At 71.7% G+C, this 8,563-nt stretch carries 7 protein-coding genes; 4 read left to right on the top strand and 3 right to left on the bottom strand.

Going from position 1 to position 8,563, the window contains the following annotated elements; all coding sequences use genetic code 11:
- Positions 1–606 (top strand): hypothetical protein (locus tag ABN273_RS42950; protein ID WP_349455258.1); only part of this gene is annotated, 606 nt, incomplete at its 5' end.
- The gene (locus tag ABN273_RS42945; protein WP_349455256.1) at positions 603–2,225 is read left to right on the top strand and encodes a serine/threonine-protein kinase; all 1,623 of its coding nucleotides are present in this window, start codon (positions 603–605) and stop codon (positions 2,223–2,225) included. The genes ABN273_RS42950 and ABN273_RS42945, both read left to right, overlap by 4 nt.
- A gap of 46 nt (positions 2,226–2,271) precedes the next feature.
- Here ABN273_RS42945 and ABN273_RS42940 read toward each other — a convergent pair whose 3' ends face one another.
- Positions 2,272–2,688 (bottom strand): type II toxin-antitoxin system VapC family toxin, encoded by a 417-nt coding sequence (locus tag ABN273_RS42940; RefSeq protein WP_344991045.1) that lies wholly within the window; start codon positions 2,686–2,688, stop codon positions 2,272–2,274.
- Positions 2,685–2,909, bottom strand: coding sequence for a FitA-like ribbon-helix-helix domain-containing protein (locus tag ABN273_RS42935; RefSeq protein ID WP_349455254.1), 225 nt, complete (start codon positions 2,907–2,909; stop codon positions 2,685–2,687). Before ABN273_RS42935 ends, ABN273_RS42940 begins: the two co-directional genes overlap by 4 nt.
- A gap of 346 nt (positions 2,910–3,255) precedes the next feature.
- Here ABN273_RS42935 and ABN273_RS42930 point away from each other — a divergent pair, with 346 nt between their 5' ends.
- Both ABN273_RS42930 and ABN273_RS42925 read left to right on the top strand, forming a co-directional pair.
- Positions 3,256–4,638: a phenylacetate--CoA ligase family protein gene (locus ABN273_RS42930; RefSeq protein ID WP_349455252.1), complete on the top strand. Its 1,383-nt coding sequence runs from the start codon at positions 3,256–3,258 to the stop codon at positions 4,636–4,638.
- Positions 4,635–5,594 carry a hypothetical protein gene (locus tag ABN273_RS42925; protein ID WP_349455250.1) on the top strand — a complete coding sequence of 320 codons (960 nt, stop codon included), beginning with the start codon at positions 4,635–4,637 and terminating at the stop codon, positions 5,592–5,594. The genes ABN273_RS42930 and ABN273_RS42925 overlap by 4 nt, the downstream gene beginning before the upstream one ends.
- On the opposite strand, the gene ABN273_RS42920 is transcribed toward ABN273_RS42925, so the two are convergent.
- Positions 5,579–8,536 carry an AfsR/SARP family transcriptional regulator gene (locus ABN273_RS42920; RefSeq protein ID WP_349455249.1) on the bottom strand — a complete coding sequence of 986 codons (2,958 nt, stop codon included), beginning with the start codon at positions 8,534–8,536 and terminating at the stop codon, positions 5,579–5,581. The genes ABN273_RS42925 and ABN273_RS42920 overlap by 16 nt on opposite strands.
- Positions 8,537–8,563 lie beyond the last annotated feature (27 nt).

The raw sequence follows: 8,563 nt of genomic DNA, 5'->3' as shown, positions 1-8,563 counted from the left end.
CTGGCCCCCCGGTCGAACCCGGCCACCTCGGCATCCCTCGCCGCCGACTCCACAAGCCCCTCCGCCACCCAGACCACGAAACACCCGGCCACGAAACAGCCGGCCACGACGCCCCCGCCACGGAAGACCCACAAGCCCACCCATACGCCCACCGCGCGAAAGACCACCCCCAAGACCACTCCCACGCGCCCGGCCACCCCCACCCCCAAGGTCACCACGGCGCGCCCGACCAAGACCCCGACCCCTACCCCTATCCGCACCACCAAGAAACCGGCCACGACCGCCAGGGCCAGCATCCTCGAGATCGAGTTGTTCGGCGGTCCCGGCCAGAACCACGCCGATGGCTGCTACATGCCTCCGGTGCACTTCCAGACCAATGTGGAGTCGACCCAGCGTGAGGTGTGGGTCTCCTACGTCTGGCTGCTCGACGGCAAGGCGGTCTCGCGAAACAGGTCGTGGGTGCCGGAGGACCAATACACCGCGTTCGCGACTTCGGGGATGTACATGCTCAAGGCCGGGCGCCACACCGTCAACCTCAAAGTCACCTCACCCTCCGCAACGCAGAAGAGCGTCTCGTTCAACGTCTGCGACATAGAGAACATGTGACGTTGGAAGCCATCGGCCCGTACCGGGTTGTCAAGCAGCTCGGCGAGGGCGGCCAGGGTGTGGTCTACCTGGCCACCGCCCCCGACGGCACCCGGGTCGCCGTCAAGGTGCTGCGCGAGGGGCTGCCCGGTGACGGCCGGTTCGCCAAGGAGATCGCGGCCGCGCGGCGGGTCGAGCCGTTCTGCATCGCGCAGGTGCTGGACGCGTCCCTGGGCGCACGGCCGTACATTGTGACCGAGTACGTCGACGGCCCCTCGCTCCAGAACGCGGGCCTCCACGCCGGGGCCGACCTGCAGCGACTGGCGGTCGCGACGGCCACCGCGCTGGCCGCCGTCCACCGCGCGGGCGTCGTCCACCGGGACTTCAAGCCCGCCAACGTCCTGCTCGGGCGGGACGGGCCGCGCGTCATCGACTTCGGCATCGCCCGGGCGATGGATGCCGCGCTGACCCGTACCAGCAGCATCGTGGGGACGCCCGCGTACATGGCACCCGAGCAGTTCATGGGGGCCGCCGCCGGCCCGGCCGTGGACGTGTTCGCGTGGGGGGCCGTCATGGTGTACGCGGCCACCGGTGCCCCGCCGTTCGGCAACGACTCCGTGCCCGCGGTGCTCAGGCGGATCCAGTACGAGGAGCCGCGCCTCGACGGGGTGCCCGAGCCGCTGCGCTCGATCGTGTACGCGTGCCTCGCCAAGGACCCCACCGCCCGCCCGGCCATGCAGGACGTCCTCTTCCAGCTCATCGGCGGCCAGGCACCCCCACCCCCAGGACCAGGTCCAGGCGGACACGCGTACCACGCATCGCCGGGCGGTCCCGCACACGCGGCCTCCCCAGGCCACGGACCCGGGCACGTGGCATTCCCGGGCGGTCCTTCGCACGCGTCCTTCCCCGGGCCGGGCGCCGGACCCGGGCATCCGAGCCGACCTCCGGTCCACCACCTCCAGGCCGGACCCATTCGAACGACTTCCGGCAACAGGCGAACAACGGCCTTGCTGGCCGGCGGGGCCGCAGGCGTCGTGGCCGGTGCCGTGGCGGCGGCCTGGCTCTGGTCACCCATATGGCCGGGCCGGACCACCACCGCCACCATCGTCACAGCCCCGACCGCCACCCCCTCCGCAACCACCACCGAGACGACGAAGTCCGCCAAAACCCCGCACCCGACCTCCGACCCACGCCCCACCAAGACCAGCAAAACCCCGAAAGCCCCCAAGACCAGCACCACCGCCCGCCCCACCACGGAGCCCACCGAAAAGCCCACGTCGCGGCCCACCACGAGACCCACCACCGCCAAACCGACCGCGACCAGCGGCGGCTCGGGGGGCGTAACGTCGGTGGCCTTCACCTACGAGGGCGACAAAGTGGGCGACTGCTGGCGCAACGACATGAACATCTGGGCCAAGGTCGCGGCCAAGGGCACCTACAGCTACCGGTGGCTCGTCAACGGTCAGAACCAGGGCAGGCAGCAGGGCACGCCGTCGTCGAAGCCCCTGCTTCCGTCCATCACGTGGAAGGGCGCCGGCACGTACAACATCGTCTTCGAGGTGGTCACCCCCAAGAGTTTCCGGAAGAGCGTCGCGGTGAAGATCTGCAGCAACAGCGAAAGCTGGGGCGAAGGTTGGTAAGGCCCACTTCCGCGAGATGAACCGCAAGCCCGAACGTGCAGAGGCGCTACACCACCGCGGGCGGCGGGTACCGGTGGATTTCCGCCCGATGACCCGTGGAGCCCGCGAACTTGGCGTCATCGGTGAGCAACGGCACTCCCAGCAGTTCGGCGAGTGCCACGTACATGCCGTCGTATGCCGTGAGATTGTTCCGGAGCTCCAGCACTCGGGGCTGCAGGGGAAGCATGGGGTGCCGCACGATCTTGAGCTGGCCATACCGCTCCAACATGACCCTGGCACGTGCTTCGGAGATCCGCACCTCCGGCTTGCTGGTAATCACATGTCCGCGGACGACTGATGCGATCTCCACATCTATCAGCGCCGGAGCGTGCACTCTACGGGCCAACCGTTGCCGAAGAAGGTCATCGCCTTTCACGTTCGCCAGCAGGCGGAAAACGATCGAAGCGTCCACGACCAAGCTCATCGGCGCCCCTCGCGCATCGTCTCCCGCACGAAATCAGGGTCATAGGGCACTGGCTCGTCAGCCGCGATCTTGGTCATCACCTCGTCCAGGGTCGGGACGGACGCCTCCTCATTCAGCAGGTCGCGCACATATGCCGCCAGCGACTTGCCCTCACGCTCGGCCCTGGTTTTCAGCGTCCGCTCGGTCTCTTCGGGAACATCCCGAACCTGTATAACTCCCATGCATTCACATTAGCATGCAGCTTGCATGCAAAGTGCTGGTGGGAGCGGGCTTCCTGCTCATCGTCTCCTCCGCCACCGGCCTGTTCCTCCGCCGGCGCAGGCGTGTACCGGCTCTGTAGCCGGTTTGTAGGACCCGGGTTGATCGTTTACCAGCAGAGGGCCAGAAAGCCCTCTGTCCCCGAACGAAGAGGGAGAGTCCCATGGTCAAGACCGTTCGCCGGTACGCCAAGTACGCCGTCAGCACCCTGTCGACCGCGGTGTTCGTCCTCAACGGCTGACACTCGGTGTCCCCCAGGCACTCCGGGCCTGGGGGACGCACAGCTCCATCGCGACAGGAGGGCGAGGCGTGTTCGGCACAGCGGTGCGGCAACTGGGATACGCGTGGTCGATGATGTCGGGCCGGCGGTTCCGGATCCGGGACGTGCGGGCCCTGGTGGAGGACACGCGGGCGACCATGGAGGCGTTCGGCTCGCCCGGTGAGGGCTCCGAGGACATGCTGGCGGCCGCCGATCCGGAGATCCAGGAAGACCTCACGAAACGGCGCCTGCGCCGGACGATCAAGCATGCCAAGGCGGAGGTCCCGTACTACCGCCGCCTCGGGGCGGACGACCTGGCCGGCATCCCGCCCACCCCGAAGCAGGCACTGCGCGGCATGTCCGCCGCGTTCGTCTCCGACCTGGCCCGTCCCGCCGTGCTCGCGCACACCACCGGCACGACCGGCAGCCCCACGCTCGTGTGGTTCTCCACGTACGAGATCGAGCTGATGTCGTACATGGCCGCGCTCGCCGCCATGCTGAACGGCGGGCTGCGCTCCGAGCACGTGTGGGCCAACGCCATCAGCTCCCGCTCCATCGCCCAGATCGTGGCCGAGCGGGCGGTGCCCATGACGGGCGCGGGATTCGTGCACCTCGGCATGATCGACCCGCGCGCCACCCTCGACCGGCTGGCCACGCCGCTGCCCGTCCCCGGCAAGCAGCCCCTGGTCACGCACCTGAACGTGACCGCCTCCTACCTTGCCGCGCTGGTCCAGGAGGCCGAGCGGGGCGGCTGGAGCCCGCGCGACTTCGGACTGGTCGAGATCACGTCCGGCGGCGAGGTGCTCACCGACGCGCTGCGCCTGCGTGCGGAAGAGGCCCTGGGGGCCAAGGTCTTCGACGGCTACTCCATGACCGAGGTCGCGCCCGTCGCCGGCCGGGTATGCGCGGACGGCCACCTGCATCTCCCCACTGACCAGGGCCTGGTCGAGGTGCTCGACCCGGTCACCATGGAGCCCGCTGGGCCGGACGCGCCCGGCGTGCTGGTCATCACCCCGTACTCCACCTTCCGTGACACCACGCTGCTGCTCCGGTACGTCACCGGCGACCTGGTCAGGACGCTGCCCGAGCCGCCCACGTGCTCGATGGCGGCGGTCCCGGCGACCTCCCGCATCCTGGGACGCGCCGTCGATGCCGAGGTGACCACCCGTGACGTGCTGGACCTGCTGCAGGCCGAGGCCGCGGTGCCGCTGCCGACCAGGTTCGCGATCGAGGACGGCGTCCTGCACGTGGTGTCGGGCAAGGACGATCCGGCGCTGCTCGGCAGGCTGGAGGAGCGCGTCGGGGCGTTGAAGATCAAGGGCATCAGGCTGGTCGAGACCCCCGACGACCTGCCGCACCCCTGCCACGTCCGGGCGGACCTGATCGAGCAGAGCTTCGAGCACGCCGCTCCCCTCTCGATCGGAGTCAGATGACCGCGCACGTCCTGGCCCTGAACGCGCTCATCGTGCTGACCGTCGCGCTGGCGGCCCTCTTCCTGTCCCGGTACGAGATCCCGCGCCCGCCGGTCGGCAAGTTCGTCGGGTCCGACATCGCGATCATGGTCGTGGCGCTGGTGGCGATGCCGTTCGCGTACCTGCACATCCCCGTCGGCATCGTCGTGACGATCTTCGGCATCGTGGTGTTCACGTTGACGCAGCTCACGCTGGCGCCGGTGCTCGGCGGGCGGGTGGCGGCGCTGGCGGCGGCGCTGCTGATCGGCGGCGACGTGGCCGCGTACTTCGCCGGGTGGGAGCCGGGCGTGCTCGTGCTGAACGACGTGGCGGTGATCGTGCTGGTCACCGGCGTGGTCAACCTGTGGGTCCAGACGGCCATCACCCCGGCCCAGGTGGCTGCCCTGGCCGCCGCCCTGACCTGCTACGACACGCTCGCCACCGGGCTCAGCTCGCTCACCATGGACTTCGTGGCGCGGCTCGACGGGCTGCCGTTCGCGCCCGTGCTGGCCACCCGTTACGGCGCCGACCCCTCGATCGTCGGGCTGGGCGACTGCCTCATGCTCACGCTGTGGCCGCTCGTGGCGTACAAGCGGTACGGCAAGCGCGCCGGCTGGACGGCGGCCGGGATCGACGCCGCGCTGCTGATCGTGATGGCCACGGCCATCCTGTCCGGGAGCGGCGCGGTGCCGCTGCTGACCACGCTCGGCCCGCTCATCGTCGCGCAGTGGCTCTTCTGGCGCAGCCGGCCCACCCCGGCGCCGTCGCGCCCGCAGGTGGATCAGGCGCTCGGCGACACGATCCCGGAAGGGGTGTGGGTGGCGCTGGCGGACGGCCGGGTCGTCGGCGAGGGGCCGACACCGGGCCGGGCGAGGCAGGCGGCCCGGCGGTCGGGAGTGGAAGCCGTGCCGGTCATCCGGCATCAGCCGGCCAGGTAGGCCTCGACCTGCGCGCTCTCCGGTCCGCTCTCGAACAACTTGATCGACTCGCGCCACGCCGCGGTCGCGCTCTCGTGCTCCCCCAGCTCGGCGTGCGCCCGCCCGAGCTCCCGCAGCACGCGGGCCCGCCACGCCGGCGGCCCGTCGGGCCCGAGTGCGTCATGTGCGGTGCCCAGCAGGGCGAGCGCCTCCTCCGCGCGCCCCTGCCGCAGCCGCACCTCGCCCAGCGCGTACGTGGCCAGCGCCTCCCCCAGCCCGTCCCCGCACTCGCGGAACAGCGACCGCGCCCGGACGAGCGCATCGACGGCCTCCTCGAACCGGCCGAGCGCGCCCAGCGCCTCGCCGAGCCTGCGCAGCACCTTGCTCGCCGCGACCCGGTCCCCGATGTCCTCGCTGATCAGCAGGCTCTCCTGGTAGCACCGCACCGCCTCGGCCACCTCGCCACGCAGGTAGGAGGCGGTGCCCAGAGCACGCAGCAGGTCGCCGCGCGCCCGCCGGTCCTCCCCCGCCTTGGCCAGCCGCTCCTGGCAGAGCCGCACCGCCTCGCCGTGCCGGCCGAGCTCCATGTGGATCCAGATCGGCCACGTCCAGGCGTAGTCGAGCCCGCCCGTGTCGCCCAGCTCCTCCAGCATGGCGATGGCCCGGTACGCGTCGTCCAGCCCTTCCTCCCACAACCCGGCCCCGTGGTGACATGCGGCCCGGTTGATCAGCGCGTACGCGGCGCCGTGCGAGTCCGCGACTCTCTGAAAATCCCCATATAACCGGCCGAAGTGCGCCCCCGCCATTCCGTAAGTCCCACGCGACAGCGCCACCCCCGCCAGCAGCAGCTCGGCCCGCAGCGCGGTCCGCTCGCCGGGCGCCGCCGCGATCACCACCTGCTGCACCCGCTCCACGTCGTCGAAGAACCCCTCGAGGCTCAGGTAAGCCGACAAATGGTGCGCCAGCTCGGCCGCCTCCTCTGCCATCCCCAGGCCGACGGCCGCCGACACGCTGTGGACGAGCGTCCTGCGCTCCGCGGCCAGCCACGCCATGCCCAGCCCCTCGTCCACCTCGTCCGGCGACTCCGCCTGCGGATACGGCGGCGCGGTCGGGATGGGCAGGTCGCGGGTCGCAACCCTGAGCCGGCGTAAACACTCCAGCACGTGCCTGGTCAGCGCCGCCCGCTGCGCCTCCGGAGCGTCCTCGGCCTGGGCGCGTTCGCCCGCGTAGACCCGCAGCAGATCGTGCAGCCGGTAGCGCGGCTGGCCCGCCCCGTCGACCTCGCCCGCGTCGAGCATCCCCCTGGCGACCAGCGTCTCCAGCGCCTCGTCTGCTTCGATGGCCGGCACGCCGAGCAGCGCCGCCGCCGACCACTCGGCGATGCTGCCCAGATCCGCCAGCCCGAGCAGCCTGAACGCCCGCCGCGCCGGCTCCGGCAGTGCCACGTAGCTCTCCCAGAACGTGCCGCGCACATCCAGCCCGCCCACGAGCAGCTCGTCGAGCCGCCGGTCCGCGAGCCTGGTGGCGAACGCGCGTACCGGCCAGGAAGGGCGGATCGCCAGCCGGGCGCCCGCCACCCTGATCGCCAGCGGCAGCATCCCGCAGGCCCGCAGGATCGCCTCGGCGGCCTCCGGCGCCGCCCCGAGCCGGACGTCGCCCGCCACCCGCTCGAGCAGCAGCCGGGCGTCGTCCTCGCCCGGCAGGTCCAGCGGCAACCGGGTGGCCCCCTCCAGGGCCGGCATCCGGGACCTGGAGGTCACCAGCACGCAGCACCGCGCCGTGCCCGGTAGCAGGTGGCGCACCTGCGTCTCGTCCTGGGCGTCGTCGAGCACGATGAGCACCGCCAGGTCGGCCAGGCGCTGCCGGAGCAGCCCGGCCCGCTCCTCCAGCGACTCGGGGATCAGCGTGCCGTCCACGCCCAGCGACCTGAGCAGCTCGCCCAGCAGGTCGCCGGGCCTGCGCGGGCCGGCCGCGTCGCGGCCCAGCCGCAGGAAGACCTGGCCGTCGGGGTAGTCCGCGCGTAACAGGTGCGCGGCGTGCACGGCGAGCGTGGTCTTGCCCACGCCCGGCAGTCCCGAGACGACCACGATGGGCGGCGACATCCGGTCCGCCCTGGCCCGCGCCACGGGCAGCAGCACGTCCAGCTCGGCCTGCCTGCCCACGAAGTCGGCGGTGTCGGCGGGGAGCCGGCACAGCGGCGCGCGGGGGACGGGGGCGCTCTGCCCGGTGACCGGCGCGGGGCCGCCGGCGAGCAGGGCGGCGTGCAGTTCGGCCAGCTCACGGCCCGGCTCGAGGCCCAGCTCCGTGCGCAGCACCGCGCGGACCTGGCGGAAGGCGTCCAGCGCCTCGCTGCGCCGCCCGCTCTTGTGCAGGGCCAGCATGAGCTGCGCCCACAACCGCTCGCGCAGCGGGTGGGCGGCGACCAGCGTACGCAGCTCGGCCACCAGGTCCTCCCCGCCGAGCTCCAGCCGTACGTCGATCCACTCGGACCTGGCCAGCAGGAGCTGCTCCTCCAGCTCGGCGATCCTGGGCTCCATCACGCTGCCGAGCCGGGCGTCCTCCGCGGGGCTGCCCCGCCACAGGGACACCGCCGCCTCGTAGGCGCGCGCCGCGGCCTGGCGCTCGCCGGCCTGCCGCGCGCGCCGCGCCTGCCGTACGGACTCCTCGAACGCGAGCAGGTCGAGCAGGTCGGGCGTCAGCTCACACGCGTACCCGGAAGGCTCCGTGCGCAGGTGGAGCGCGGTGCCGCGCATGGTGCGGCGCAGCTGGGAGACGTACGTCTGGAGGTTGGCCACCGCCGAGCGCGGCGGGTCGTCCCAGACGGCGGCGACCAGGCGTTCGGTGGAGACGACGACGTTGGGATGGAGAAGCAGTGCGCTGAGCACGGCCCGTTGCTTGGCGCTCAGCCGGACGGGCCCTTCTGCGCCGCGCACGCGCAGGGAGCCCAGAACCTCGAAATCCACAGTGGCATCTCCCCGAAGCCGTCTGGA

The sequence above is a fragment of the Nonomuraea sp. B19D2 genome (assembly GCF_040137845.1).
Taxonomy (GTDB): domain Bacteria; phylum Actinomycetota; class Actinomycetes; order Streptosporangiales; family Streptosporangiaceae; genus Nonomuraea.
This window is presented reverse-complemented; position numbering and strand designations above follow the sequence as displayed.